Here is a 25,773-nt window from a genome sequence, read left to right on the forward strand (position 1 = left end):
CCGGCGCACGGGTGCGGAACCTGCCGGAAAGTCCGTCAGCTCAGGTGTACGGGTGCAGAAACCGCTGTCATGCCTCGTTTGGCGGGGTGCGATGCGCCCGGTGTGCTTCCGTGCGCACCCATGGAAAATAGGGCGTAAGTAATAAATCCCCGTACAGGTGTTGACGCGCCGTGCCCGTTTGATCACGCTTGTGGCAGCGATTCGCCGCGAGGGGACGACGAGGGCTTCGGTGACGGGAGCCCTCGACGAGTGTGGGTCGTGATTCGGCGTCGGCTCCCTCAGGGCCAGGAGGAGCCGGGGCGGGAGCGCCGAGTCGGTCGGCGGTGCGTGGTGCCGTGCTCGGGGCGGGAGCGGCGCGCCGCCGGCCGACACACTTCACAGAACGGCGACTCTCACAGAACGGCCACGGGAGCCACCGGAGTTCCCGTCGCGCCGACGAAGGGCTCGGGCATCGCGGACAGGAGGAATGCGTACCGCCCGGTTTCTCCACAGGCTGTGGACAACTCTTCGAGATTCCAGTTCTGGCCCTGCAGCATCCCCATCTCCACCAGGTCGAGCGCGTGCACGGGCAGCCAGAGATCCTCGATCTCGGGCGGGAAGATCTCGAACGTGAGCGTGTCGTTGGCGACGGCGGCGACATCGCGCGCGTGGAACCACTCCGGGGCGCGGATCGACAGGCCGGGGGAGGGATAGCCGTACGCGTGCTTGTCCCCGGCGAGACACACCCGGATCTGCCCGGTCCGTACGAGCACGACGTCGCCGGCGCGCACGCGCGTACCCGCCAACTCCTCGGCCGCCTCCAGGTCCTCGGGGGTGACCGCGTGGCCGCCCTCCAACCGGTCGACGCCATGCGCGCGTGCGACGTCGAGCAGCACCCCGCGCGAGACGATGTGCCGCGCCTTGTCGATGCCGCTGAACTCGGCGCCGCCGTGCGGGGTGATGGTGTCCGCGGGACGGCCGTTGTAGAGCCTGCCGTTGCGCGAGACGTGGGTGAGTGCGTCCCAGTGGGTGGCCGCCTGCAGGCCCATGGTCACCGCGTCGTCGCTGCACGCCACGGTTCCCGGGCCGAACAGTTCCTGGTTGATCTGCACCATGACGTGCAGCGGGTTGACCCGGCCCGGGATCATCCCGGTCTGTACGCCGTCCTGTTGCAGGGGGAGGGCGAGGGGGATGCGGCGGCCGCTGCGGACGGTCGCGGCGGCCTCGCGGACGACCTCGTCCGTGATCAGGTTGAGGGTGCCGATCTCGTCGTCGGCGCCCCAACGGCCCCAGTTGTTCACGCGCTTGGCGATCTCGTCGAACTCCGGATGAAGCATCGGCAGCGACATCGGCCCTCCCCGGGGCTTGTCTCCGAGTATCTGACGGGTCATAAAATCTAACGGTCCGTCAGAAACCGCGGGAAGGGGCCGGGCGTGGGGAACTTCTTGGCAGGCAAGGTCGTCGCCGTGACCGGTGCGGGGCGGGGGATCGGGCGGGCGGTTGCGTTGGCGGCCGCGGGCGAGGGGGCGCGGGTCGTCGTCAACGACTACGGGGTGTCGGTGGACGGTGCGTCCCCGACGAGCGAGGTCGCGGAGGGCGTCGTCAAGGAGATCGAGGCCGCGGGCGGGGACGCGGTCGCCGTGGCCGACGACGTGTCGACGATGGCGGGTGGGCAGCGGGTCGTCGACGTCGCGTTGTCCTCGTACGGGCGGCTGGACGGTGTCGTCTGCGTCGCCGGGATTCTGCGCGAGCGGATGCTGTTCAACATGTCCGAGGAGGAGTGGGATCCGGTGGTCGCCACCCACTTGAAGGGCACGTTCACCGTCTTTCGGGCGGCTTCTGCGGTGATGCGGCAGCAGCGGGCGGGGACGTTGATCGGGTTCACCAGCGGGAACCATCAGGGGTCGGTTTCGCAGGCCAATTACAGCGCGGCGAAGGGCGGGATCATCTCGCTGGTGCGGAGTGCGGCGCTGGGGTTGAACAAGTACGGGGTGAGCGCCAATGCGGTGGCGCCTGTTGCTCGTACGCGGATGTCGGCGAACGTGCCGATGGAGTTGGCGGAGATCGGGGAGCCGGAGGATGTGGCCGCGCTGGTCGTCTATCTGCTGTCCGACAAGGCTCGGGAGCAGGGGATCACCGGTCAGGTGTACACGATTGCGGGGCCGAAGTTGGCGGTTTGGGCTCAGCCGCGGGAGCTGCGCGCGGCGTACGCCTCCGACGGGTGGACGCCGGAGACGATCGCGGAGTTCTTGCCGGGGTCGGTCGGGGTGGATCCGATGCCGATGCTGTCGCGGCTGGAGGCGATGGAGAGGGCGGCGCGGGCGGGAGATCGGCCGAACGCCCAATAGCTCGGGGTGTGCGGTTTGAGTTGCGGGTGCGGGTCTGTTGTGGCTTGTCGCGCAGTTCCCCGCGCCCCTCAGGTCGGACACCTGGCCCGCGTCCAAGAGGAGATCCCCGTGGATTTTGGATTCAGTGCTGAGGACGAAGTATTTCGGGCGGAGGCCCGGGCGTGGCTCTCTGAGCATGTCGAGGGCGGGCAGGATCGGCGGGCTTGGGAGCGTGCCCTGGGCAAGGCGGGGTGGATCGGGCTCGGGTGGGCCGAAGGCGGATACGGCAACCGCACCGCCGGCCTCACCCAACAGGTCGCCTGGGCCGAGGAGTACGCGCGGTCCGGGGCGCCTGCGCGCTCGGGCCACATCGGGGAGAACCTGCTCGCCCCCACCCTCCTGGCGCATGGGACGGAGGAGCAGAAAGCCCGCTTTCTTCCGCCGATCGTCGCCGGGGACGAACTCTGGTGTCAGGGATACAGCGAGCCCAATGCCGGGTCCGACCTCGCCGGTGTGCGCACCATGGCCGTACGGGAGGGGGCTTACTACCGGATCTCCGGGCAGAAGATCTGGACGTCGCTGGCCCATGAAGCGGACTGGTGTTTTGTGCTTGCTCGGACGGAGCCCGGGTCGCGGCGCCACCACGGGCTCAGTTTCCTGCTCGTCCCGATGGATCAGCCGGAGCACGTCGACGTGCGGCCCATCCGGCAGATGACCGGCACCAGCGACTTCAACGAGGTGTTCTTCGACGGGGCGCGGGCGCGTGCGGAGCATGTCGTGGGGGGTGAGGGCGGTGGGTGGAAGGTCGCGATGAGTCTGCTCGGGTTCGAGCGGGGGGTTTCCACGCTTGCTCAACAGATCGGGTTTGCCGAGGAGTTGGGTCGGGTTGTGCGGGCCGCCGTGGAGTCCGGGGCGGTCGGTGATCCGGTTGTGCGGGAGCGGCTCGTGCGGCAGTGGGCCGAGTTGCGGGTCATGCGGTGGAACGCGCTGCGGACGCTGGGGAGTTCGGGGGATGCCGGCGCGCCCAGCGTGGCCAAGCTGCTGTGGGGTGGGTGGCATCAGCGGCTCGGGGAGCTTGCGATGCAGGTGCGGGGAGCCGCGGCGGGGGTCGGGCCGCGGGACTGGGCGGCAGCGTCGCCGTACGAACTCGACCGTGACCAACACCTGTTCCTCTTCTCCCGGGCCGACACGATCTACGGCGGCTCGGACCAGGTTCAGCGCACGATCATCGCCGAGCGGGTGCTCGGCCTGCCGAGGGATCCCAAGGGGGTCGTCTGATGCGCGGAGTGGTGTTCGACGGGAAGCGGGTCGAGGTCGTGGACGACCTCGAGGTGCGGGATCCGGGGCCCGGGGAGGTGCAAGTCGCCGTCTCCGCGGCCGGGTTGTGTCACAGCGATCTGGCTGTGGTGGACGGGACCATACCTTTTCCCGTTCCTGTGGTGCTGGGGCATGAGGGGGCGGGGGTGGTGGAGGCCGTGGGGGCCGGGGTCACGCATGTCGCGGCCGGGGATCATGTGTCGCTGTCCACGCTCGCCAACTGCGGTACGTGCGCGGAGTGCGACCGGGGGCGGCCGACGATGTGCCGGCAGTCGATCGGGCGGCCGGGGCAGCCGTTCACGCAGGGCGGGCGGCCCATTTATCAGTTCGCCTCCAACTCCGCTTTTGCGGAGCGGACCGTGGTGAAGGCCGTTCAGGCCGTGCGGATTCCGAAGGACATTCCCATGCCTTCCGCCGCGCTCATCGGGTGCGGGGTGCTGACCGGGGTCGGGGCCGTGCTCAATCGGGCGCGGGTGGACCGGGGGGACTCCGTTCTGGTCATCGGTACGGGCGGGATCGGGCTCAACGTCATTCAGGGCGCACGGATCGCCGGTGCGACGCGGATCGTGGCGGTGGACGCGAATCCGGCGAAGGAGGCGGTGGCTCGGCAGTTCGGGGCGACCGACTTCCTGGGCTCCACCGAAGGGGTGCGGGAGCTGCTGCCCACGGGGGTCGACCATGCCTTCGAGTGCGTGGGGCGGGTCGAACTCGTCCGGCAGGCGATCGACTTGCTGGATCGCCATGGGCAGGCGGTTCTGCTCGGTACGGCGCCGGCCACCGCGGAGGCGTCCTTCCTCGTCTCGTCGATGTTCCTGGACAAGTCGATTCTCGGGTGCCGGTACGGGTCTTCGCGGCCGCAGCGGGACATCCCGCTGTATGCCCAGCTCTACCGCCAGGGGCAGCTGTTCCTCGACGAGTTGGTGACCGAGACCTACCCGGTCGAGGACTTCGAGAAGGCGGTCGGGGACGCCGAGGCGGGGCGGGTGGCGCGCGGGGTGCTGACCTTCTGACGGTGTCTTCCGAGGGCCGTGTTCCGAGGAGGCTCAGGCCTTCACGCGGGTCCGGAACGTCCGCCGGTACGTGGTCGGCGTGATCCCGAGCGCCGCCTGCAGATGCTGCCGCATCGACTGCGCCGTACCGAACCCTGCGTCCTGCGCCACCTGGTCGACCGACAGGTCCGTCGACTCCAGCAGCTGCCGGGCCCGCTCCACGCGCTGCTGGGTGAGCCACTGGCCGGGGCTGATGCCGACCTCCTCGCGGAAACGGCGCGTGAAGGTCCGTACGGACATGGACTCCTGTGCGGCCATGTCGCGCAGCTGGATCGGCTCGTGCAGGCGGCCCAGGGCCCAGGCGCGGGCCCCGGTCGTGGTCGCCTGCTGCGGGTCGGGCACGGGGCGGTGGATGTACTGCGCCTGCCCGCCGTCGCGGTGCGGCGGCACGACGGTCCGGCGGGCGACCTCGTTGGCCACCGCCGTGCCGTGGTCGCGGCGCACCATGTGCAGACACAGATCGATGCCGGCCGCGACGCCGGCGGAGGTCAGTACGTCGCCGTCGTCGATGAACAGCACGTCCGGGTCGACGTCGATCTTCGGGAACAGGTGCTGCAGCTGGTCGGTCTCCGCCCAGTGCGTGGTCGCGCGCCGGCCGTCGAGGTAGCCGGCGGCGGCCAGGACGAACACGCCGGTGCAGATGGAGGCGAGCCGGGTGCCGGGGCGGATGTGGGCGAGGGCGGCGGCCAGCTCGTCGGTGAGGACACCCTCGTCGAAGACCGGCCCGAGTTCGTACGAGGCGGGGACGACGACCGTGTCGGCGGTGGCCAGCAGCTCCGGGCCGTGCTCGACCATGATCGAGAAGTCGGCGTCGGTCCGCACCGGGCCCGGCGGCCGGATCGAGCAGGTCACGACCTCGTACAGACGGCGTCCCCGTGCGTCCTTGGGCCGCCCGAAGATGCGGTGCGGGATGCCCAGCTCGAAGGGGAGCAGTCCGTCCATGGCGAGGACGACGACGCGGTGCGGGCGGAACTCCGTGGCCGTATCCATGGCCCGATTCTAACGAATGCTGTCCTTCGGGCCAGTGGTTGCGATCGGTCCCAGCACGGATGCTCTATGTCGTGACCCAGACAACCGAGGCCGCGGCCACCGCACAGGAAACCCAGCCGGGCAAGAGACACCGCATCCACCGGGCGTGGTTCGTCGCCGCCGTCACCTTCGTGACGATCATCGGCGCCGCCGCCTTCCGTTCCCTGCCCGGACTGCTCATCGACCCGCTGCACGAGGACTTCGGCTGGTCACGCGGCACGATCGGCGCCGCGGTCTCCGTCAACCTCGCGCTGTACGGCCTCACCGCCCCCTTCGCCGCGGCGCTGATGGACCGCTTCGGCATCCGGCGGGTGGTGGCGGTCGCCCTGACCGTGATCGCGCTCGGCTCGGGCCTCACCGTGTGGATGACGGCGGCCTGGCAGCTGCTGCTGTGCTGGGGTCTGCTGGTCGGCCTGGGCTCGGGCTCGATGGCGCTGGCGTTCGCGGCGACGGTCACCAACCGGTGGTTCACCGAGCGCCGCGGCCTGGTCACCGGCATCCTCACCGCGGCCTCGGCCTCCGGCCAGCTGATCTTCCTCCCGCTCCTGTCCTGGATCGTCGAGAAGCACAGCTGGCGCCCGGCGGCCGTCACGGTGGCCCTCGCCGCCCTCGCGGTCGTCCCCTTCGTCTGGCTGCTGCTGCGCGACCATCCGGCGGACGTGGGTCTGAAGCCGTACGGCGCCAAGGAGTTCGTGCCGAAGCCGGAGCCCGCGGTCGGGGCCGCCCGCCGCGCGGTCAAGGTCCTGTCTTCGGCGTCCCGCACCGGCACCTTCTGGCTGCTGGCCGGCACCTTCGCGATCTGCGGTGCCTCCACCAACGGCCTGATCCAGACGCACTTCGTGCCCGCCGCCCACGACCACGGCATGCCCATCCAGGCGGCGGCCTCGCTGCTCGCGGTCATCGGCGTCTTCGACGTGGTCGGCACGGTCGCCTCCGGCTGGTTCACCGACCGCTTCGAACCGCGCCGCCTGCTCGCCGTCTACTACGCCCTGCGCGGCATCTCGCTCCTGTTCCTGCCGATGCTGCTGGCCCCGTCGGTGCACCCGCCGATGCTGTTCTTCATCGTCTTCTACGGCCTCGACTGGGTCGCCACCGTCCCGCCCACCGTGGCCCTGTGCCGGGAGCAGTACGGCGACGACAGCGCGATCGTCTTCGGCTGGGTCCTCGCCTCCCACCAGGTCGGCGCCGCGCTGGTGGCCTTCCTCGGAGGTGTCGCACGGGACGTCTTCGGCTCGTACGACATGGTCTGGTACGCGTCCGGGGCACTGTGCGCGGCGGCGGCGCTGATGGCGTTGGTGATCCGGCGGAGGCCGGTCGTTCCCGTGCCGGTGGCAGCTTGAGTGGGGTGCCTCAGCTCGCGCGGTCGAGGGGTTCGAATCCGACGTGGAGACGCATGCCGAGAGCGACGGCGAGCCGTTCGAGCAGAGGCAGGGTGGGCATGGTCCCGCCTGCCTCGAACCGTGCCACGGCCGGCTGCCGCATACCCGTGGCCTGCGCGAGCTGAGCCTGTGTCATACCCAGCGCCTCACGTCGCTCACGTACGGCGTGACCCAGCTCGAACCGGATCCGCGCCGCGTCGTACGCCTCCTGGGCTTCCGGCGAGGCGAGGACGTCGTCCCGCATCTCGTGCCAGCTCCGGCGCTCACTCATGCCTTACACCTCGTCCACTGTGTGCTGTTCCTCGATGCAGCGCACCATGGCCCGCCGAGCGCGGCCGACCTGCGCGGTCTCGCGCATCCGTTGCTTGCGGAACACCGTTAGCAGGATGATCCGTCGGCCCGAGGCGATCCAGTAGGTGATGCGTACCGCGTCGGTATCGAGGTGAAAGCGCAGCTCGCGCAGTTTTCCGTCCAGCTGGCGCGACTCCAGCTCTACTTCACCCCACGTCATAACAGCGACGTTATGAACAGCCTAGCCGGTGTGGCCGTAGATCACTCGGAGTACACCCCATCGAGTGACGCGGGCGCAGGCCTGCGCCTGGGACAACGAACGGCGGGTCCGTGTGATCCGCTGGATGCCGTGCGCGCGGCCGAAGTCACCTCAGTGTGGTGGCTGGTCGTCGCCTGAAGTGCCGTCGAGTCGGTCGAAGTGCCCCCGGTGGAAGACCAGCGGTCCGTCGGACGCCTCGCCCGTGCCCAGGGCGTTCACCCGGCCGACCACGATGAGGTGGTCGCCGCCGGTGTGCACCGCGTGGATGGTGCAGTCGATCCACGCGAGCGTGCCGGTCAGCCGCGGCGAGCCCGAGACCGGCGCCGCGTCGTACGCGACCCCCGCGAACTTGTCCGCACCGCTCACCGCGAAGCCCCGGCACAACTCGCCCTGCCCGGCGCCCAGGACGTTCACGCAGAAGACGCCCGCGCGGGCGATGCGCGGCCAGGTCGTGGACGTACGGCCGACCATGAAGGCGACCAAAGGCGGGTCGAGAGAGAGGGAGGAGAAGGACTGGCAGGCGAAGCCGGCGGGGAACGGGGCGTCGTCGGTGGCTGGGGCGGTGATGACGGTGACGCCCGTGGCGAAGTGGCCGAGCACGCGGCGGAACTCCGCCGGGTCCACCGGCACGCGCTCGTCCTCGCCCACGCAGCGGAGCTCCGGGCGTGGCAGCGGTTCCACGGGGGCCGGGGTCCTGGCCGACCTGAGGTATCGGACGGCGGCGGCTGCCGCTCCTGCGTGTCCCATCACATCTCCATTGAAGCTGACGGTTCGTCAGATGGGAAGGTCAACGTCCCCTGTACTCGGGGCTTCTGCGCTCCACGAAGCTCCGTACCCCCTCCTGTGCGTCCTCGGTCGTCATGTTGATCTCCTGCGCGGCGGCCTCGGCGGCGAAGGCCGTCGCGCGGTCCGAGTCGAGGGAGGCGTTGACGAGTTGCTTGGTGAGGGCGAGGGCTCGGGTGGGCCCGGCGGCCAGGCGTTCCGCCCACTCGCGAGCCGTCTTGTCCAACTCGGCGTCCGGGACGATCCGGTTGACCAGGCCGAGGCGTTCGGCGTCGGAGGCGGACAGCGCGTCGCCGAAGAACATGAGCTCCTTCGCGCGCTGTGGGCCCACCAGGCGGGGGAGCAGGTACGCCCCACCACCGTCCGGGACCAGCCCTCGTCGCACGAACACCTCGATGAACTTCGCGGACTCCGCGGCCAGTACGAGATCGCAGGCCAGGGCCAGATGCGCGCCCAGGCCGGCCGCCGTGCCGTTCACCGCCGCGATCACCGGCTTCTCGCAGTCCAGCACGGCCGCGGTCAGACGCTGGGCGCCGAGCCGGAGCATGCGGGCCACATCACCGGCCACCCGCTCACCGCCCCCCGAGCCACCCCGCAGGTCGGCTCCCGCGCAGAAACCGCGCCCCGTTCCGGTGAGGACCACGGCCCTCACGTCCGGGTCCGCGGACGCCTCGGCGAGCAACCGGATGACGTACTCCCGCTGCTCGGGCGTGATGGCGTTGAGCGCTTCGGGCCGGTTGAGGGTGATGTACGAGACCCGGCCGTCGGCCGTGTGCAGCACCTCGGTCATCGGCACACCGCCAACGCGTCCAGCGCCACCGCTCCCTGCCCCCTGGGCAGCACCATCAGCGGGTTGATGTCGAGCTCCGCGAGGTCGTCCCCGAGCTCCAGTGCCATGCGCTCCACCCGCAGGACGACTTCGACCAGTGCGTCGAGGTCGGCCGGCGGCCGCCCCCGGACCCCGTCGAGCAGTGCCCGCCCGCGCAGGTCCAGGAGCATGTCCCGCGCCTGGTCCTCGCCGAAGGGCGGCACACGGACGGCGACGTCGTGCAGGACCTCGACCAGCACCCCGCCGAGTCCGACGGTCACGGTCGGCCCGAAGAGCTCGTCGTGCGTGACGCCCACGACCATCTCGACGCCCCGTTCCACCATCTGGCAGACGAGGACGCCGTCCAGGGAGACACCCTCGTAGCGCGCGATGTCCGTCAACTCCCGGTAGGCGTCCCGGACTTGGCTGGCGGACGTCAGGCCGATCTTGACCAGGCCCAGCTCGGTCTTGTGGGCGATCTGTGCGCCGGACGCCTTCATCACGACCGGATAGCCGACCAGGCCCGCCGCCCGTACGGCGGCCGCCGCGCTGGTCACCAGCTGTTCGCGCGGTACGCGGATGCCGTACGCCCGCAGCAGTTGCTTCGCCGCGTGTTCGCTGAGCTGCTGGCCCGGGCGCATCAGTGCCTGGGCCTTGCGGAAGGAGGGCGAGGTGGTGCGCGGGGCCTCGTCGAAGGGGGAGCGGTAGTGGCCGACGAAGCGGTGGTGGTCGAGGTAGGCGCGGACGGCGGTGATGCAGTTCGCGACGGTGCGGAAGGTGGCCACCCGGGAGGAGCCGAGGAGGACCTCGCGGTACGCCGGCTCGGTGCCGACCGGGGATCCCCAGACCACGCAGACCAGCTTGTCCGTCCGCTCGGCCGCGTCCACCAGGTCCTGGACGAGCTTGTCGCTGAGGGGCGGGAAGGGGCCGGTGATCGGGCAGATCAGTACGCCCACCGCCGGGTCGTCGAGGATGGCGTCGATGATCTTCCGGCCGCGGTGGTCTCCGACCGGGTGTCCACCGTTGTCGACGGGGTTGGCCACGCTCAGGTACTCCGGTATCCACTGGTGCAGTTCGGCCTGCTTGGTCTCCGGGAGGACCGGGAGGGTGAGCCCCGCCTCCGTCGCCAGGTCGGCGAAGTGTGCGCCCGTGCCGCCCGAGATCGAGTAGACGACCACGCCGTCGGCGCGCGGCGGCCGGGCGCGGGCCAACAGGGCGGCGGTGTCCTGGAGTTCGTCCAGCCCGTCCACCCTGATCACGCCGAACTGCCGCATCGCCGCGTCCACCACCGTGTCCGCGCCGGTCAGCTTGCCGGTGTGCGAGGCGGCCGTACGGGCGCCGGTCTCGGTGCGGCCCACCTTGACGGCGACGACCGGGACCTTGCGGCGGGCGGCCCGGTCGGCGGCGAGCAGGAAGGAGCGGCCGTCCTTGAGTCCCTCGACGTAGCAGGCGATGGCGCCGACCTCGGGCTGCTCGGCGAAGTAGGAGAGGAAGTCGGCGGTCTCCAGATCGGCCTCGTTGCCGGTGGGCGCCCAGTGCGAGAGGCGGATGCCGAGTTCCTGGAGGGAGAAGACGGGGCGGCCCTGGTGGCCGGACTGGGTGATGAGGGCGATGGCCGGTCCGTCGAGGTCGTCCCGGAAGCGCTCGAAGGCGTTGAGGTTGGTGTTGGGTCCGAGCAGGCGCATCCCGGAGCGGGCGACGGCGGCGGCGAGGCGCTCCTGCGCGGCCGCGCCCTCCTCGCCGGTCTCGGCGAACCCGGAGGCGAAGACGACCGCGAACTTCACCTTGGCCTCGGCCAGTTCCTCGACCACGGGGAGCGGGTCGGCCAGCAGGAGTACGGCCAGATCGACCTGCTCGGGCAGGTCGGCGACGGAGGGGGAGCAGGGTATGCCGAAAACGGACGGGCGGGTGGGGTGCACCGGGTGCAGACGTGCGCCCACACGCTCGGCCCAGGCCACCAGTTGGCGGGTGATGCCGGTGTTGGGCCGCCCCTCGGCGTCCGAGGCGCCGATCACGGCGACGGACTCGGGGCGGAAGAACCGGTCCAGATCGGGTACGTCGGCATAGAGCGGCCGACCGCTGACGTCGAAGTCGTCGACCTCGGCCGGCCTGCCGTGGACGGCGGGACCGGGCTGCTCGCCGCAGGCGATGACCCGGGCCCGGCGGGAGTCGGTGGTGAGGGTGCCGTGGGTTGATCCAAGCATCGGTCCGCCCGCTCCTGTGTGACAGCAACAACTGAAGCAATAACTGACGCACTGTCAGATTACTGAACTGACGCGGTGTCAGGAACTGGTGGGAACTTAAATCAACTGCCTCACTGGACTTACCTGCATACGATCGGTAACTCTGGTCCCTGTTTTTGCAAGCTCCAGGGGGGAGCTTGACCCAGGTGGGGGGACTACTCGATGAATCAGGGTTCTGTCGTGCTGCGCCGAAACGGCTGGAGACGGGGTGCTGCGGTCGTGGCCGCCGCCACGCTCGGTGCCGCCGGCCTCGGGCTCGCGGGCATGCCGTCCGCGGCCGCAGCGGGCAGCGCGGCCTCGGCCGACGGTGAGGCGTGCACGCCGACGGCGGGCTTCGAGAGCTGCCGGCTGTTCGACTCGACGAAGGCCGTGCAGGAGTTCACGGTCCCGGGTGGCGTGACCGAGCTGGACGTCCGTGCATGGGGGCAGGGCGGCGGCGGGAACTCCATGGCGACCGGCGGTGCGGGCGCGTTCGCCGCGGGCACGGTGAAGGTCACTCCGGGCGAGACGCTGACCCTCAAGGTCGGCGGCGCGGTGGGCGGCTTCGAGTACGGCGACGCGCGCGGCGGCGCGGCCGGCGGCGGCTTCGCCGAGCCCGGCGGCAACAGCACCGGCGTCCGCACCGGTTCCGGCGAGGCGGTCCTCATCGCCGCCGGTGGTGGCGGTGCGGGCGACAGCGCGGGCACCGCCCACGCGGGCGCCGGCGGCGGTGAGAACGGACAGGACGCCTCCGAGGGGGACCTCGGCGGCAAGGGTGCCAAGGGGGGCACCGGCGGTGCGGGCGGCAGCGGTGCCGCGGCGGGCGCCGACCACTCCGCGGGCGGCGCGGGCGGTGCCGGCGTCAAGGGCCGCTGGGGCGGCGGTGGTGGCGGCGCCGGTTACGCGGGCGGTGGCGGTGGCGCCGGTATCGACACGACGCCCGGCAGCCCGAGCGAGGTGAAGACGGGCAGCGGCGGAGGCGGCAGCAGCTACGCGAACGCCGCCCGGGTGAGCGGCGCCCGCCTGGTGGGCAGCGGCGGCTACAAGGCACCGGAGCGGACCGACCCGTTCTGGTCCCCCGCGGGCGACCCGGTCACCTCCGGCGTGGCCGAGGGCGGCGTCAACGCCCCCGGCGGCGACGGCCGCGTCGTGATCCAGTGGGACGCCCCCGCGGTCGCCGACCTGACCCAGGTCTCCGGCGCCGACCAGACCGTCGCGCCCGGCTACGAGTTCGTGCCGATGGCCGTGGCCGTCAAGGACAAGGACGGCAACCCGATCGAGGGCGTCAGCGTGACGTTCACGATCGACGACCCGGACAAGCTCGGGGTCGAGTTCGAGAAGGCGAACCACCAGCAGCAGATCGTGGTTGCCACCGACGCCAAGGGCCGCGCCGCGACGCCTTACATCTCCGGGTCCTCCAAGGAGGGCAGGTTCACCGTTCGCGCGGAGACCGACGGCGCCTCGACGGTCTTCTCAGCGCAGGTGAAGAAGACGGCGTACCAGGTCGAGGCCGCCGAGGGCGACGGTCAGCAGGCCGGGCAGGGCGAGTCCTTCGAGGACGCGCTGCAGGCCCTGGTGACCGCGGACGGCAAGCCCGCCGCCGTCAAGGACGTCGCGTTCAAGGTCGAGGACGGCGACGACGACGCCCCGCGCTTCGACGGCGAGGACCGGACCGTCCACGTCATGACCGACTCCGACGGCAAGGCCACCGCGCCGACGCTGATCGCCGGCCGGGGCAAGGGCACCTACACCGTCACTGCCACCTCCGCGGGCGCCACGGCCACCTTCACGGTCGAGGTCGTCGCCGCGGACGCGTCGGCCTCGCCGTCGCCGTCCCCGTCGGAGAGCTCGGACGGCACCGGCACGAGCACGGACGACTCGGGCACCTCGACCGACGGCGGCATCCTGGCCTCCACGGGCGCGGGCGGCATGGGCATGCTGCTGGCGTTCGCGGCCGGTCTGGCGGCCTTGGGTGTGGCGGCGGTGCGGTTCGCTCCGCGGCTGAAGGCGCGGTTCCAGCGCGACTGACGCAGCCGGTAACCGACGTACGCAGTACGGCAGATGGCGAAGGCCCGGCTCCGCTCGGAACCGGGCCTTCGCCATGCTCACAGGGCTGCGATGACTTCCTTCGCCACCCGCTCGCCCGACCGCACCGCCCCGTCCATGAAGCCGTTCCAGTACGTGGACGTCTCCGTGCCCGCCCAGTGGATGCCGCCCGCCGGCTTGCGCAGGGCGGCGCCGTACTCGGTCAGGACGCCCGGCGGGGCGTAGGCGACCGGGCCGCCGCGGGAGAAGCCCTCGTTGTCCCAGCGCTGCAGGACGAAGGAGGTGGGCGACTTGGCCTTGTCGCCGAAGTAGGTGGCGTAGTCCTTCAGGACGGCCGTCTTCACCTCGTCGACGCTCGAGGCGTCGTACGCCCGCATCTCGTCGGCCTCGATGAAGCCCATCAGGGCGCCGTAGGAGGCGTCCGGCGGGGAGTTGTCGAAGGTCGAGCGGACCAGGCCGGAGTCGCTGACGACCTGGCCGTTCAGGCCGTCGGCGCGCCAGAACGGGGTGTCGTAGACGGCGATCGCCTTGCCGATGGAGCCCATCGGGAGGCGCTGGCCGAGCTGGTCGCGGGAGGCCGGCAGCAGCGGGTCGAAGGTGATGCGCGCGGCCAGCGGGGGCGGTACGGCGACCACGACCTTCTTCGCGGTCACCGTGATGCCGTCGGCCGTCACGACGTACTTGCTGCCGGACTGCACGACCGACCGCACCGGCGCGCTCAGCACCACCTTGTCGCCGAGCTTGGCGGCCAGCTTGATCGGGACCTGCTGGGAGCCGCCGACGAAACGGGACTCCTGGGCGCCGTTCGCGGTGTCGGTGAGGCGTTCCAGGGTGCCGACGTTGGACTCGTTGCCCGCGGCGGCGATGTAGAAGAGGACGAAGAGCAGGGAGAGTTCACGGGGCTGCGCCGAGAAGATCGACGTACAGGCCACGTCCAGCAGGAACTTGGCGGACGGGATGATCGCGTGGGCGTTCAGCCAGCTCTCGAAGGTCTGCTTGTCCCACTCGGCGGCCTTCGCGGCCGTCCAGGGCGCGTCCACCGGGATCGTCTTGGCCATGTCGTCCAGCGATGCCTGCACGATCGCGGCGTTGGCGAGACCGGCCGCGTCGACGGGCGGGACCGAGCCGAGGATGCCGTCGGTGGCGTACGGGGTCTTCGTGCCGTCCTTGTAGAGCAGGTTCTTGCCGGTGTTGTACGTCGTGAAGGTGGCGACGCCGAGCGAGTCGGCGAGGGCCTTGATGCGGTCCTGGGTGGGGCCGATGAACTCGCCGCCGCCCTCGGTGACACCGCCGTTGGCCAGGGAGAGGTTGACGACCCGGCCGCCGACGCGGTCGCGGGCCTCCAGGACGGCGACCGTCTTGCCGCCGGCCACCAGGTCGCGGGCCGTGGTGAGCCCGGCGAGACCGCCGCCGACGATCGCGACGTCCACGTCGCGGGTGGCTGCCGCGGACGCGGAGCCGGCCGCGGTGGTGGTGAGGGTTACGGCGCCCGCGGCTGCGGCGGCACCGCCGAGCAGGGAGCGCCGGGAGAGCGTGCGGGGGTGGGGCTGTCTTTCGCGTGCCACGTGCATCCTCCGTCGGGGGAGAGAAGTCGGTGGAGCCAGAAAGGTGAGCAGGTTTCACATTCTGGCCCTGTACGAGGGCACGCTTCAACGCTCCTGTCACATCTGACTCAGGAGTAACAGGAGGCGTACTGCAGGGAGTTGAGGACTTCTACGTCAGCCGGGGAGCCGCGAGAGGGCGGCCCCACCGCTCTTCTCGACGGCCTTCGCGATCTTCTCGGCGTCGATGGCCAGCTCGCGGAGGGTGCCGGAGATGGGGGTGGTGAAGCCGGTGAAGTGCAGGCCGGGAGCGTTCTGCGGGGTGCGGGCGCCGTGCGCCAAGGGTCTGCCCTTCGTGTCGAGCACGTCGAGGTGGCCGACGAGGCGCTCCAGGGCGCGGGCGTAACCGGTGGCGGCGACGACCGCGTCCGGTGAGATACGGGTGCCGTCGGCGAGGACGACCTTGCCGTCCTCGAACCCGTCGACGGCGGCCACGACCTCGACCCGCCCCTTGCGCACGGCGTCGATGAGGCCGACGTCCTGCACCGGGATGGCGCCCTCCTTGACCCGGCTGTAGAGCCCGGTCTCCGGCCGGGGCAGCCCCTGCTCGGACAGGTCGGGCACGCTCAGCTTCGCCATCGGCCGCGCGAGCCGGTCGACCACGGCGACCGGCAGCCGCCGTACCAGAATCCCCGTGTACTGGGCGGCCCACCCGGCGGTCGAGCGCCGCACGATGTGCGGGGCGGTGCGAACCGACAGCCGCACCCGCGAGGCGCCGCCCTCCACCAGGTCCACGGCGATCTCGGCGCCGGTGTTGCCGACGCCGACGACGAGGACGTCACGGCCGGCATAGGGCGCGGGGGTGCGGTAGTCGCCGGCGTGGACGAAGTCGCCGGAGTACTTCTCGAGCCCGGTCCAGTCGGGGACGTACGGCGTGTGGTTGTAGCCGGTGGCCACGACGACCGCCGTGCCGGTCAGTTCGCGGCCGCCGGTGGCGTGCAGCAGCCAGCCGGTGCCGTCGGGGGTGCGCTCGACGCGGGAGACCTCGACGCCGGTGACGATCTCCAGCTCATGGGCCTCGGCGTACTTCTCCAGGTAGCGCACCACGTCGTCCCGGGACACCCAGCGCCCGAAGCGGCGCGGCATGGGCAGGCCGGGCAGGGCCGACAGCCGGCGGGTGGTGTGCAGGTGGAGGCGGTCGTAGTGGCCGCGCCAGGCCGCGCCGACCCGGTCGGACTTCTCCAGGACGACGGCGCGGATGCCCCGGGCGCGCAGCGCGTACGCGACGGAGAGCCCGCCGGGACCGCCGCCGATCACGTAGACGGGGCGCTCCGGGGGGCTCGCTGACGATGTGGAGTCGGCCATGTGCGCGAGCGTAATCACGCACCGGGTTGATGGGTCTCGGTCAAGAGGGGAATTGGTTTCGGATTGATCACGCGTGTAGGAGGAGTGGGTGGGGCTTGTGACGTAGGCCACCTGGTTGTGTGGAAACGGCGATCATCCCCACCCGCTCACCGGCCTACTTCCCGGCCTTGGCCTTTCCGTTGTCCTTGAAGCCCGTCACCTTGGCGATCCACTTGATGAAGTCGCCCGGGTCGGTGTTCGCGCCGTGGCCCTGGTCCCAGTAGTAGAGGTGGTCGACCTCGTCGCCGAGGCCGGCCGCGGCGGCGGCGAGGTTGGCGGAGATGACGTGCGAGGTGTCGGAGTCGTTGGTGCCGAGGCGGATCCACCAGTGCTTCGAGCGGCGGCCGTTGACCTTGTCCACCAGGTGGAACATCGGGTTCATCAGGTGCAGCTTCTCGGGTATGTCGCTCGCGACCCGCCTGCTGCTGAGCCCGGTGGTGTCGTTCCTGGCGCCGTACGCCGTGAAGTGGCGGTTCGCGGTGGTGCCCGCGCCGAACTCGTTGTTCTCGCCCGCCGACAGGTCGAAGGCGTCGAAGGCCGGGGTGGTCTTCTTGCGGGCGCCGACGTGGGTGAGGAAGTCGTCCCAGGTGAAGGTGGCCTTGCCGCCGGACCAGGTGATGAAGGTGTTCTTCGCCAGGTACACCTCGCGGTCCGCGTCCGACAGATCGGTGAGGTACTTGGTCGCCGACGGCTCCAGGTACTGCCTGACCAGGTACTCGTCGTAGTTCCGGGCGGTCAGCGCGCCGAACCGGTTCAGGCCGCGCAGCTTCAGCGACGCCTGGTACTCGGCGAACTGCGCCTGCAGGTCCTTCGACACCGTCTGGTCGACCTGCTTGCCGGTGCTGAGTTCGTTGGTGCCCCAGTTCCACTCGTAGGCGCCGTCGGCGTGCTCCAGGTCGGTGATCGGGCACCAGGCGCCGACCGCGAAGATCGCGTCGGAGGCGTCGGCCGCGCCGAGCTCCTTGAGGTACTTCTCGTAGATCGGGCTGTCACCGGACGCGCCGAGCAGGGACGACAGGGCGCCACCGGCGCTCGTACCGGCGGAGACGATCCGCTCGACGTCGCCGGGGATGCGGCCCTTGTTGGCCTTCACGTACCGCACGGCCGCCTTGAGGTCGACGATCGCGGCCGGGGCGGTGCCGTAGTACTCGCCGTCGGAGTTCTTGAGGGTACGGCCGCGGGCACCGGGCTCGACGACGACGTAGCCGGCGGCCAGGGCGAGCAGCTGGTTGCTGGAGGTGGCGCCGCCGGTGGCGTTGGTGTTGCCGTTCGCGTTGGAGGCCGAGGCGCTGGGCGCGGCGCTGCCGGTGGGGGCGCCGCTGGGGGCACCGCCGCCGCCCATGGCAGAGCCGCCCCCGCCGACCTCGGTGGCGTCCGCCACGGAGGAGGGCATGTAGCCGCCGATGGAGTTCGCGAACAGGATCGGCGCGTTCGCCGGGTCGACCGTCTTGCCGTCGATCTCGACCGGGGCGCTGACGATGAGTGACTGGTAGGTGGCGTCCACCGGCTTGGCGACGTAGGTGATCGCCTTCCAGAAGTGGTACGTCACGGAGTGCTCGTTGCCGTCCGTGTCGGTGATGGTCGTCGTCTTCTTCGTGTAGCCGTCCGGGTCGAAGGCCAGCGAGTCCGAGTCCGAGGAGGCCGGCGACGAGTCGCTGGAGGCTTGCGCGCTGAGGGCGACGCCGCCGACCGCGGCGACGCCCGCGGTGGCTCCGATGCCCATCACGACGGTCCTGCGCTTGACTGCCCTGTGCTTCACGGTTCGCTCCCTCGGAGTTCTCTGCTTGCGTCTGTGAAGGTAGCGACAGTGCCGACGAAATTGCTAACAATGCGCGGGCATTCATGGCGACCCCACAGCTTCACCGGGGACGCACAGGCGGCTTCCGGGATCCGCTCATCTGACGTACCGTCAGATTCATGGACTCGATCTGGCTCAGTGGCGCTGAGTGGCTGGCCGTGCTGCGCATAGGCCTCGGGCTGTGGTGGCTGGAGAGCTGGCGGCACAAGGACCGCAAGGCCTGGTTCGAGCGTGGCACCGGGATCAAGTGGGCGGCCTCGATCGCGGCGAAGCACCGCTGGAACGCCGTGCGGTCCGGCTTCGAGGTCGTGGTGGCGCCGCGGCCGCGGACGATGGCGTACGTGGTGGTGTACGCGGAGCTGGCGCTGGGCCTCGGCCTGATCGCAGGGTTCCTGACTCCGATCGCCCTGGTCGGAGGCCTGCTCCTGAACGTCCTCTACTTCACGCTCATGATCCACGAGGTGGCCGAGCAGGGCCAGAACTCGATGATGGCGTTGATGTCGGTGGTCGGGCTGTTCGGGATGTCGTGGCAGGTGTGGTCGGTGGACGCCGCGGTGGGCTGGTTCGGATGACCGCGCGCCACGACGTCCCCGAGGCCGACGCCTTCACCCGGACCTACTGGGACGCCGCCGCCGAGGGCCGGCTGCTGATCCGCCGCTGCGGGGCGTGCGGGCGGGCGCACCACTACCCGCGCGAGTTCTGCCCGCGCTGCTGGAGCGAGGACGTGGCGTGGGAGCGGGCGAGCGGACGGGCCGTGCTCTACACCTGGTCGGTCGTGCACCGCAACGACCTGCCGCCCTTCGGGGAGCGGACACCGTACGTCGCCGCCGTGGTCGATCTCGCGGAGGGGCCGCGGATGATGACCGAGGTCGTGGAGTACGGGGAGGGGGAGCTGCGGGCGGGGATGGAGCTGGAGGTGACCTTCCGGGAAGGGGCACCGGTGTTCCGGCCGCGGCGGTGAGCCGTACCGGCTTGAATGGCCCGATGGCCTCTGTCGACGAGCAGCATCTCCCTTCCCCCTTCCCCGAGTTGTACGGCCGCGGCTTGCGCCTGTGCCCATGGGACCCCGCCGTCGACGCCGAGACCTGGCTGCGCGGGGTGACCGACCCGGAGTTCCGACGCTGGAACACCCCGCTCACGCTGATCTCCGACCTGGACGAAGCCGCGGAGTTCCTGCGCGAACGGGCTCGGGAGGCGGTGGACGGCACGATCGCCGCGTACCGCATCACGGACGAGTCGAGCGGTACGACGCTGGGGCACATCAGCGTCAACACCATCAGCCATGTCTTCCGCACCGCCCGCGTCGGCTACTGGGTCCTGCCCGAGGCGCGCGGCCGCGGTGTCGCCACCCGCGCCCTCGGTCTCGCTGCCCACTGGGCACTCACCGACCTCGGCCTGTACCGCCTCGAGCTGGGCCACGCCCTCGGCCACGACGCCTCCTGCCGTATCGCCGAACGCTGCGGCTTCCGCCTCGAGGGCACGCTGCGGGGCGCGATGTTCGAGGCGGGGCGGCACGACGCGTTCCGGGACATGCATCTGCACGGACGGGTGGGGACGGATCCGGAGCCGAAGCTCCCGTAAATTCGGCGGTGTCCGGAACGGGCGTACGGGATCATGGAGCATGCATCCCGGAGACTGGCACCGCACAGACGACCTCGACCTCTTCCTCTCCCGCGCCGGAGCCTTCCTGCACGCTCAACCAGCCCTGCACACCGTGCCGTTGACGGTGACCGAGGCGCTGCGGACGCGCGGTCCGCAGGTGTACGGCGACGGGGCGGCCGTCTTCGGTGTGCTGGAGCGGGAGGGCGAGGTCAGGGCGGTCTACTTCCGCACCCCTCCGTTCCGTCTGTACCTCACCCGCCTCACTCCGGAGGAGGCCGACGCCCTGGCCGTCCACCTGGCCGCCGTCGACCACTCCCTGCCCGGTGTCTCCGGCGAACGCGCCACGGCCGCCGCCTTCACCGAGGCCTGGCAGCGGCACACCGGGGCGACGGCCGGACTGCACGAGCGCCAGCGGCTGTACCGGCTCGGCACACTGACGATTCCGGGTCCTGCTCCCGAGGGGCGGCCGAGGGTCGTCGGGGAGCAGGACCGCGCCCAACTGGTCCGCTGGAAGGACGAGTTCTCCGCGGCGGTCGGCGGGATGTCGGATTCTCGAGCGGACGAGTGGGCGGAGTCGCGCATCGCCTACGGCGGGGTCACTTTCTGGGAGGACGCCGACGGCAGCCCGGTCTCCATGGCCGGGGCGACACCGATGATCGCCGGCCAGGTGCGGGTCGCACCCGTCTACACCCCGTCCCACCTGCGCGGCCGCGGTTACGCCGGGGCGGTGACGGCCGAGGTCAGCCGTGTCGCGGTGGCCTCCGGCGCGGACGAGGTACTGCTGTTCACGGACCTGGCCAACCCGACGAGCAACGCGCTGTACCAGCGGATCGGGTATCGCCCGGTGGCGGATTTCGCGGTGTACGACTTCACGGCGTGAGCCCTACGGCCACAGCAGCTGCTTGACCCACCCCCCGTTCTCCCGCCAGTAATTCAGCCGTACGTGCTGTCGACGCTCGTCGCCCTGGAAGAACTCCACCTCGTCCGGCTGGAGGTGGTAGCGGGTCCAGGAGGGTACGGGGGCGTCCGGTTCGCGCTGAGCGCGCTCCCAGGACGCCTCCGACACGCGCGCCAACTCCTCCAGTGAGCCCAGGACTTCGCTCTGGTGGCCGGTCAGGGCGGCCGCGAGGGCGCCGGTCGAGCGGGCGTGGAGGTCGCCCTGGGAGTCGGCGGCCGGGGCCGCGGTGACCGGGCCGCGGACGCGGACCTGGCGGCCCAGGACCGGCCAGTAGAAGCCGAGGGCCGCGTACGGGCGGGCCGCCAGCTGGGTGCCCTTGCGGCTGGTCGCGTGGGTGGCGAAAGACCAGCCGTCTTCGTCGGCGCCGTGCAGCATCACGATCCGTACGTCCGGCAGGCCCGCCTCGTCCGAGGTCGCGAGGGACATGGTGTGCGGCTCGGTCTGGCCCGCCGCCACCGCCTGAGCGAACCACGTGGTGAACAAGGGGAGCGGTTCGGCGGGGGCGGTCGTCGGGTCGAAGGGCGGCAGTTCGGTGACCGCCGGGTCCCATACGCGCAGTGACCTCAGCAGGTCGTGGAGATCGGTTCCCATGCCCCGAATTCTCACTCACCGTTCGAGGCGAGGCGGGGCGGGAGTAGGTTGGCGAGTCCCTGACGATCGTAGAGACGAAGGAGGCGGCAGTGTGAGGCGCTCACCCGTCCTCCTCGCCGCCCTCCTGCTCGGCGGTGGCGTCCTCACCGCCTGCACCGGCAACGAGCCCACCTCCCTCTCCGCGCCCGAGGTGTACTACCTCCCTCCGTACGGCGAGAAGACCGCCGTCGAGAACAAACCGGAGTTCCAGGTCCGCGTCGACGGCGATGAGCCCTACCCCCGTACCGGAACCCGGCGGGTCACCGTGGACGTGGTCGGCGGGTCGGTGGGCGTCGTCTGGTTGCGGTGGAGCGGGCCGGACTGCAAGGGCGGTGCCGCGCACGTCACTTGTGACATCTCGGGCGTCTTCATCGACGGTGGCGCATCGCAACGCGTCGTCCCGGTCGCCGCGAAGGGCGCCAAGGCCGGTGACTCCGCGGTCGTGCGCTTCACGTACACCACGAAGGACGGCAAGAAGCTCACCGCCCGTACGAAAGTTGTCGTCGGTGAGCCGGTCGTCGAGGTGTCGGCCCCCGAGGCGTTCAAGGACGTCCGTCCGGGCGCCGAGGTGACCACGCCGCTCGTCGTGCGGAACAGCGGGACCGTGCCCGTGCGGGGACTGGACATCGAACTCCGCGTCGGAGCGGCCGAGTTCGTCGAGCGGTACGACAACTGCCGGTACCTCGACCCGAAGCAGTACCAAGGCAACATCGCCGTCTGCCGTATCCCGGACGTGCGGATCGCGCCGGGGGAGACCTTCGCCCTGAAGGGCGGGGTGCGGGTGCGGGCCTCGAAGACGGTGATGTCCGGGACGGTCGTGTCGGAGGTCCGGCCCCTCGACACCGAGCCGGAGTCCAGGAACGGTGACCTCGGCGACGGGCCGTCCCTGGAGGCCGAGGCCCGGCCCTCGGCGCGCGGCACCTTCGAGTCCGGCGGCAGCGAGACCCGCCTCACCCTCGACATCCACGCCGACTACGAGGTCACCGACGTCGACCTGCACGGCGACCCCGGCGACATCCGCAAACTCCGCCTCACCGTCCGCAACAACGGCCCCGGCGACCCGGGCGACGTCGCGGAGCTGGTCTTCAGTCAGCCCTACGACAGCGGCGTCCTGAAGCAGCCGACGACGGAGATCGACGACGGCGAGTACGGCCCCTACTGCGAGAGCGGCATCCTCACCTACACCTGCCCCATCGAGGACCTCGCACCCGGTGAGACCCGCACCTTCGAGTTCACCCTGCGCCTGGGCGAACCCGGAACGGGCAGTGTGATCGTCCAGGACACGGAGGCGGCGACGAAGGCGGGCACGGTCCGCCGTGACCCCCGTCCCGCCAACGACAAAGCCGTGATCACGGTCGGCAGGTGAGCCCGGTTCACCCCCGGCCCAACACCACGGTCCCGGAAGAACAGAACCAGCCGCCCGTGCCCGAAGCCACCCCCAGCCGTGGCAACTCCCCGTCTCCGCCCCGGACTTGCCTCGCTCCCGCCTCCCCTCGCAGCTGCCGTACCGCCTCCACCAGCAGGAACAACCCGCGCATCCCCGGATGTTGGGCCGACAGCCCGCCCCCGTCCGTGTTCACCGGAAGCTCCCCGCCCTGCACCAGCAACCGCCCCTTCTCCACGAACGCCCCGCCCTCCCCCTTCCCGCAGAACCCCAGGTCTTCCAGGGTCACCAGCGTCATGTACGTGAACGCGTCGTAGATCTGCGCGAAGTCCATCTCCGCGGGCCCCGCCCCGGCCCGCTCGAACGCCAGCCGCCCGCTCACCGCCGCCGGCGACACCGTGAAGTCCGCCCACTCCGACATCGCGGAATGCGAGACGTGCTCCCCGGTCCCGAGCACCCACACCGGAGCCGTACGACAGTCCCGTACGAACTCCTCGGCGGCCAGCAGCACCGCCGCCCCGCCGTCGGAACGAATGCAGCAGTGCAGCTTCGTGAACGGGTCCGCGATCATCGGCCCGTCGAGCACGTCGTCCACCGTGATCGGGTCGCGGAACATCGCCTCCGGGTTCAGTGCCGCGTTCGCCCTCGCCTGTACGGCCACGGACGCCAACTGCTCGATCGTCGTGCCGTGTTCGATCATGTGACGGCGGGCCGCCATCGCGTACTTGGCGATGAGCGTGTGGCCGTACGGCACCTCGAACTGGAGCGGGCCGCGGGAGCCGAAGGACAGGTTGCCCGTGCGCCGGCCCGCCCTGATGTCCGCGCGGGCCGTGGAGCCGTACACCAGCAGGACCGCGTTCGCGTGCCCGGCGGCGATCGCGTCCGCCGCGTGCGCCGCCATCACCTCCCAGGCCGAGCCGCCGACCGCCGTGGAGTCGACCCAGGTGGGGCGCAGGCCCAGGTACTCGGCCACCTCGACCGGCGGAAGCGTGCCGAGGCCCGCCGAGGCGAAGCCGTCCACCACCTCCCGGCCGAGCCCCGCGTCCGCCAGCGCTCGGCGGGCCGCCTGGGCGTGCAGTGTGTACGGCGTCGCGTCGTCCACCCGGCCGCAGTCGGAGAGGGACACCCCGACCACGGCCACTTTGCGGCCCCCGGGAGCCATGGGAGTCATGAGAGGCCTCCTGCCCCTGTGCATCTCGTTCCGGCGCTCCTAATATGACGGACCGTCAGATCCGGAGGGAAGAGGGGGACAGCCATGGACGCCGGCTTCACCGCCGAGCAGGACGAGATCCGCCGCACCCTGCGCGAACTGCTCCGCAAGCACTGCGGCCCCGAGGAGCTGCGCGCCGCCCTCGACACCCCCGCCGGACACGACCCGACGCTGTGGACCGCCCTCGCGGACCGGCTCGGACTGCCCGGACTCGCCCTCCCGGAGGCGTACGGCGGGGTCGGCTGCTCGAGCACCGAACTCGCCCTGGCCGCCGAGGAGTCGGGCAGGGTGCTCGCCCCCTCCCCGTTCCTCGCGACCTGCGTCCTCGCCGCGCCGCTGATCCTCGCCCTCGGCACCGACGCCCAGCGCACCACCCTGCTCCCCCGCCTCGCCTCCGGCGCACTCACCGCCGCCCTCGCCGTCCCCGGCACCGCCCTGGCCACCGCCCTCGCGCTGACCGGCGACAACGGCGGGGAGTGGGCGGGCGGCGGGCGCGCGGGGGGCGTGCAGGCCCGGCGGGCGGGGGAGGGGTGGCGGTTGTACGGGGAGGCCGGGCAGGTGCTCGACGGGCACAGCGCGGGGCTGCTCGTGGTCGCCGCGCACACCGGGGGGTTTGCGCGGTCGCGGACCCGGCTCTTCCTCGTACCGGGGGACGCGGCGGGGCTGGTGCGCGTACGGCAGACCGCCCTCGACGCCACCCGGCCGCAGGCCCGCCTCCAAATCCGGGACGTCGAGGCCGAGTTGCTCGGCGCTGAAGACGGTGACGTCCTCGGCGCGCTCTCCTCGCTCGGCGACACCGCAGCCGCCGTGCTCGCCTGCGAGGCCGTCGGGGCCGCCGACCGGGTGCTGCAGCGGACGGTCGAGTACGTGAAACAGCGCGAGCAGTTCGGGCGGGCGATCGGGTCCTTCCAGGCGGTCAAGCACCGGCTGGCCGATGTGTACGTCCAGGTGCAGGCGGCGCGTTCGGCCGCGTACTACGCGGCCTGGGCTTCGGTGAACGAATCAGGAGGTGCGGCGCGAAGCGCCTCGTTGGAAGGGCGGTGGCGGGAGACGGGCGGGCGGGTCGGCGGGCTCGCCCTCGCGCAGGCCCTGGAGGCTTTGCGCGGGGCCGCCGCCGAAGGGATCCAGTTGCACGGCGGCATCGGTTTCACCTGGGAACACGAGGCGCATCTCTACTTCAAGCGCGCCTCCGGCGACGAGCTGCTCTTCGGGCCGGTGCACCGGCTGCGGGCGCACGCCGCCGACACGGCGCGGCTCTTCGGACAGGGCCGGGAGGTGACGGTGTGATCGGCGCACGGCTGGTGCAGAAGGTCTCGTCGACGCGGGGCTTCGTGAAGGTCGCCCCGCACGTTGTGCCCGCGCTGGACCGGGCCGTCCACCGGCTCACCCGCGGAAAGGTCCTGCTCAGCGCCCAGATGCTGCCGGGCGTGATCCTCACGTCCACCGGCGCGCGGAGCGGGCTGCCGCGCCGTACGCCACTCGCCTGCATGCCCGAGAACGACGGGCGCAGCTGGATCCTCATCGGCTCCAACTTCGGCCGTACGGACCACCCGGCCTGGACCCACAACCTCCTCGCCCACCCCGACGCCGAGGTCAGCTGGAAGGGCGCGGACATTCCGGTGCGGGCCCGGTTGCTGGAGGGCGAGGAGCGGGCGGCGGCCTGGAAGACCGCGCTGGCCTTCTGGCCGCCGTACGCCACTTATCAGGCCCGGGTGGAGCGGGAGATACGGCTTTTCAGGATCGTACGGAGATGAGGC

23 protein-coding genes and 1 pseudogene are annotated in these 25,773 nt (G+C 71.2%); 12 read left to right on the forward strand and 12 right to left on the reverse strand.

Annotated features, from left to right (window positions below; translation table 11 throughout):
• Positions 1-392: 392 nt before the first annotated feature.
• Positions 393-1,328: a cyclase family protein gene (locus ABZ880_RS10825; RefSeq protein WP_361259987.1), complete on the reverse strand. Its 936-nt coding sequence runs from the start codon at positions 1,326-1,328 to the stop codon at positions 393-395.
• Between the two features lie 84 nt (positions 1,329-1,412).
• Here ABZ880_RS10825 and ABZ880_RS10830 point away from each other — a divergent pair, with 84 nt between their 5' ends.
• From ABZ880_RS10830 to ABZ880_RS10840, 3 genes are all read left to right on the forward strand, one after another.
• Positions 1,413-2,327 carry an SDR family oxidoreductase gene (locus ABZ880_RS10830; RefSeq protein WP_361259989.1) on the forward strand — a complete coding sequence of 305 codons (915 nt, stop codon included), beginning with the start codon at positions 1,413-1,415 and terminating at the stop codon, positions 2,325-2,327.
• 108 nt (positions 2,328-2,435) lie between these two features.
• The gene (locus ABZ880_RS10835; RefSeq protein ID WP_361259991.1) at positions 2,436-3,584 is read left to right on the forward strand and encodes an acyl-CoA dehydrogenase family protein; all 1,149 of its coding nucleotides are present in this window, start codon (positions 2,436-2,438) and stop codon (positions 3,582-3,584) included.
• Positions 3,584-4,633 (forward strand): Zn-dependent alcohol dehydrogenase, encoded by a 1,050-nt coding sequence (locus ABZ880_RS10840; protein WP_361259993.1) that lies wholly within the window; start codon positions 3,584-3,586, stop codon positions 4,631-4,633. Before ABZ880_RS10835 ends, ABZ880_RS10840 begins: the two co-directional genes overlap by 1 nt.
• A gap of 33 nt (positions 4,634-4,666) precedes the next feature.
• Here the strand turns inward: ABZ880_RS10840 and ABZ880_RS10845 are convergent, their stop codons facing one another.
• Positions 4,667-5,662 (reverse strand): helix-turn-helix domain-containing protein, encoded by a 996-nt coding sequence (locus tag ABZ880_RS10845; RefSeq protein ID WP_361259995.1) that lies wholly within the window; start codon positions 5,660-5,662, stop codon positions 4,667-4,669.
• 71 nt (positions 5,663-5,733) lie between these two features.
• Here ABZ880_RS10845 and ABZ880_RS10850 point away from each other — a divergent pair, with 71 nt between their 5' ends.
• The gene (locus ABZ880_RS10850; protein WP_361259997.1) at positions 5,734-7,041 is read left to right on the forward strand and encodes an MFS transporter; all 1,308 of its coding nucleotides are present in this window, start codon (positions 5,734-5,736) and stop codon (positions 7,039-7,041) included.
• Between the two features lie 10 nt (positions 7,042-7,051).
• Here ABZ880_RS10850 and ABZ880_RS10855 read toward each other — a convergent pair whose 3' ends face one another.
• From ABZ880_RS10855 to ABZ880_RS10875, 5 genes and pseudogenes are all read right to left on the reverse strand, one after another.
• The gene (locus ABZ880_RS10855) at positions 7,052-7,351 is read right to left on the reverse strand and encodes a helix-turn-helix transcriptional regulator (protein WP_361259999.1); all 300 of its coding nucleotides are present in this window, start codon (positions 7,349-7,351) and stop codon (positions 7,052-7,054) included.
• Positions 7,352-7,354: 3 nt separating this feature from the next.
• A pseudogene (locus tag ABZ880_RS10860) lies at positions 7,355-7,564 on the reverse strand (type II toxin-antitoxin system RelE/ParE family toxin); the annotation flags it as partial.
• 177 nt (positions 7,565-7,741) lie between these two features.
• Positions 7,742-8,377: a flavin reductase family protein gene (locus ABZ880_RS10865; RefSeq protein WP_361260001.1), complete on the reverse strand. Its 636-nt coding sequence runs from the start codon at positions 8,375-8,377 to the stop codon at positions 7,742-7,744.
• A gap of 40 nt (positions 8,378-8,417) precedes the next feature.
• The gene (locus ABZ880_RS10870; protein ID WP_361260003.1) at positions 8,418-9,203 is read right to left on the reverse strand and encodes an enoyl-CoA hydratase-related protein; all 786 of its coding nucleotides are present in this window, start codon (positions 9,201-9,203) and stop codon (positions 8,418-8,420) included.
• Positions 9,200-11,425 carry an acetate--CoA ligase family protein gene (locus ABZ880_RS10875; protein ID WP_361260005.1) on the reverse strand — a complete coding sequence of 742 codons (2,226 nt, stop codon included), beginning with the start codon at positions 11,423-11,425 and terminating at the stop codon, positions 9,200-9,202. Before ABZ880_RS10875 ends, ABZ880_RS10870 begins: the two co-directional genes overlap by 4 nt.
• Positions 11,426-11,683: 258 nt before the next feature.
• Between ABZ880_RS10875 and ABZ880_RS10880 the strand changes: the two genes are divergently transcribed.
• Positions 11,684-13,471, forward strand: coding sequence for a hypothetical protein (locus ABZ880_RS10880; protein ID WP_361260007.1), 1,788 nt, complete (start codon positions 11,684-11,686; stop codon positions 13,469-13,471).
• 77 nt (positions 13,472-13,548) lie between these two features.
• On the opposite strand, the gene ABZ880_RS10885 is transcribed toward ABZ880_RS10880, so the two are convergent.
• The 3 genes from ABZ880_RS10885 to ABZ880_RS10895 all read right to left on the reverse strand — a co-directional run bounded on the left by ABZ880_RS10885 (position 13,549) and on the right by ABZ880_RS10895 (position 18,157).
• Positions 13,549-15,054: an FAD-dependent oxidoreductase gene (locus ABZ880_RS10885; protein ID WP_361260009.1), complete on the reverse strand. Its 1,506-nt coding sequence runs from the start codon at positions 15,052-15,054 to the stop codon at positions 13,549-13,551.
• A 153-nt stretch (positions 15,055-15,207) separates the two neighbouring features.
• On the reverse strand, positions 15,208-16,395 hold the full coding sequence (locus ABZ880_RS10890; protein WP_361260011.1) for an NAD(P)/FAD-dependent oxidoreductase: 1,188 nt from the start codon (positions 16,393-16,395) through the stop codon (positions 15,208-15,210).
• Positions 16,396-16,549: 154 nt separating this feature from the next.
• Entirely contained in the window at positions 16,550-18,157 is a 1,608-nt protein-coding gene (locus tag ABZ880_RS10895; protein ID WP_361260524.1) for a subtype B tannase, read from the reverse strand.
• 194 nt (positions 18,158-18,351) lie between these two features.
• Between ABZ880_RS10895 and ABZ880_RS10900 the strand changes: the two genes are divergently transcribed.
• The 4 genes from ABZ880_RS10900 to ABZ880_RS10915 are packed head-to-tail and all read left to right on the forward strand — an operon-like array spanning position 18,352 to position 20,714.
• A complete protein-coding gene (locus ABZ880_RS10900) occupies positions 18,352-18,804 on the forward strand; it encodes a DoxX family protein (protein ID WP_361260013.1) in 453 nt (150 codons plus the stop codon).
• A complete protein-coding gene (locus ABZ880_RS10905; RefSeq protein ID WP_361260015.1) occupies positions 18,801-19,193 on the forward strand; it encodes a Zn-ribbon domain-containing OB-fold protein in 393 nt (130 codons plus the stop codon). Before ABZ880_RS10900 ends, ABZ880_RS10905 begins: the two co-directional genes overlap by 4 nt.
• 23 nt (positions 19,194-19,216) lie before the next feature.
• Positions 19,217-19,813, forward strand: coding sequence for a GNAT family N-acetyltransferase (locus ABZ880_RS10910; RefSeq protein ID WP_361260017.1), 597 nt, complete (start codon positions 19,217-19,219; stop codon positions 19,811-19,813).
• A 40-nt stretch (positions 19,814-19,853) separates the two neighbouring features.
• Entirely contained in the window at positions 19,854-20,714 is an 861-nt protein-coding gene (locus ABZ880_RS10915) for a GNAT family N-acetyltransferase (protein ID WP_361260019.1), read from the forward strand.
• 3 nt (positions 20,715-20,717) lie between these two features.
• Here ABZ880_RS10915 and ABZ880_RS10920 read toward each other — a convergent pair whose 3' ends face one another.
• The gene (locus ABZ880_RS10920; protein WP_361260021.1) at positions 20,718-21,383 is read right to left on the reverse strand and encodes a pyridoxal 5'-phosphate synthase; all 666 of its coding nucleotides are present in this window, start codon (positions 21,381-21,383) and stop codon (positions 20,718-20,720) included.
• A gap of 91 nt (positions 21,384-21,474) precedes the next feature.
• Here ABZ880_RS10920 and ABZ880_RS10925 point away from each other — a divergent pair, with 91 nt between their 5' ends.
• Positions 21,475-22,788: a hypothetical protein gene (locus ABZ880_RS10925; RefSeq protein WP_361260023.1), complete on the forward strand. Its 1,314-nt coding sequence runs from the start codon at positions 21,475-21,477 to the stop codon at positions 22,786-22,788.
• A 7-nt stretch (positions 22,789-22,795) separates the two neighbouring features.
• Here ABZ880_RS10925 and ABZ880_RS10930 read toward each other — a convergent pair whose 3' ends face one another.
• The gene (locus ABZ880_RS10930; protein ID WP_361260526.1) at positions 22,796-23,968 is read right to left on the reverse strand and encodes an acetyl-CoA acetyltransferase; all 1,173 of its coding nucleotides are present in this window, start codon (positions 23,966-23,968) and stop codon (positions 22,796-22,798) included.
• A gap of 93 nt (positions 23,969-24,061) precedes the next feature.
• Between ABZ880_RS10930 and ABZ880_RS10935 the strand changes: the two genes are divergently transcribed.
• The gene (locus ABZ880_RS10935) at positions 24,062-25,303 is read left to right on the forward strand and encodes an acyl-CoA dehydrogenase family protein (RefSeq protein WP_361260025.1); all 1,242 of its coding nucleotides are present in this window, start codon (positions 24,062-24,064) and stop codon (positions 25,301-25,303) included.
• On the forward strand, positions 25,300-25,770 hold the full coding sequence (locus ABZ880_RS10940; protein ID WP_361260027.1) for a nitroreductase/quinone reductase family protein: 471 nt from the start codon (positions 25,300-25,302) through the stop codon (positions 25,768-25,770). The genes ABZ880_RS10935 and ABZ880_RS10940 overlap by 4 nt, the downstream gene beginning before the upstream one ends.
• The last annotated feature ends 3 nt before the right edge of the window (positions 25,771-25,773 follow it).

This window comes from Streptomyces sp. NPDC047043, assembly GCF_040644055.1.
Classification (GTDB): Bacteria; Actinomycetota; Actinomycetes; order Streptomycetales; family Streptomycetaceae; genus Streptomyces.